The 715-nt window shown below is 52.0% G+C and carries 2 rRNA genes; both read left to right on the forward strand.

What is annotated here, in order from left to right:
* A 23S ribosomal RNA gene (locus AC1D2E_RS36015) occupies nt 1-382 on the forward strand; the annotation flags it as partial.
* Nucleotides 383-507: 125 nt separating this feature from the next.
* Nucleotides 508-620: ribosomal RNA gene (gene rrf / locus AC1D2E_RS36020) — 5S ribosomal RNA — on the forward strand.
* Nucleotides 621-715 lie beyond the last annotated feature (95 nt).

Consider the following 715-nt stretch of genomic DNA (forward strand, 5'->3'; position numbering starts at 1 on the left):
CTGTACTGTAGCCGGTCCCAAGGGTATGGCTGTTCGCCATTTAAAGAGGTACGTGAGCTGGGTTTAAAACGTCGTGAGAYAGTTTGGTCCCTATCTTCCGTGGGCGCTGCAGATTTGAGGAAGCCTGCTCCTAGTACGAGAGGACCGGAGTGGACACACCTCTGGTGTATCGGTTGTCACGCCAGTGGCATTGCCGAGTAGCTAAGTGTGGAAGAGATAACCGCTGAAAGCATCTAAGCGGGAAACTCGTTTCAAGATGAGATCTGCCGGGGCCTTGAGCCCCCTAAAGAGTCGTTCAAGACCAGGACGTTGATAGGTCAGGTGTGGAAGCGCAGTAATGCGTTAAGCTAACTGATACTAATTGCTCGTGCGGCTTGACCCTATAACTTTGATCTACGATCAAGGTGTTATGCCAAGTTGACGCATTCAAAACAATTCAAATACCAAGCTGATTCCAGACTCTATGAATTCGTTGTGCTGACCCAGTCAGCACGACAACCCTTTATKCCTGATGACCATAGCGAGGTGGTCCCACTCCTTCCCATCCCGAACAGGACAGTGAAACGCCTCAGCGCCGATGATAGTGCGGGTTCCCGTGTGAAAGTAGGTCATCGTCAGGCTCTTACAGCCCAAATCGCCCAGCCCCTCAAAAGGCTGGGCGCTTTGCTTTGTGCGCCGCTCCCTTCAGCTATTGCGAATATGCGATCCGTCGCAG

Source organism: Variovorax sp. P1_H2 (assembly GCF_056405295.1).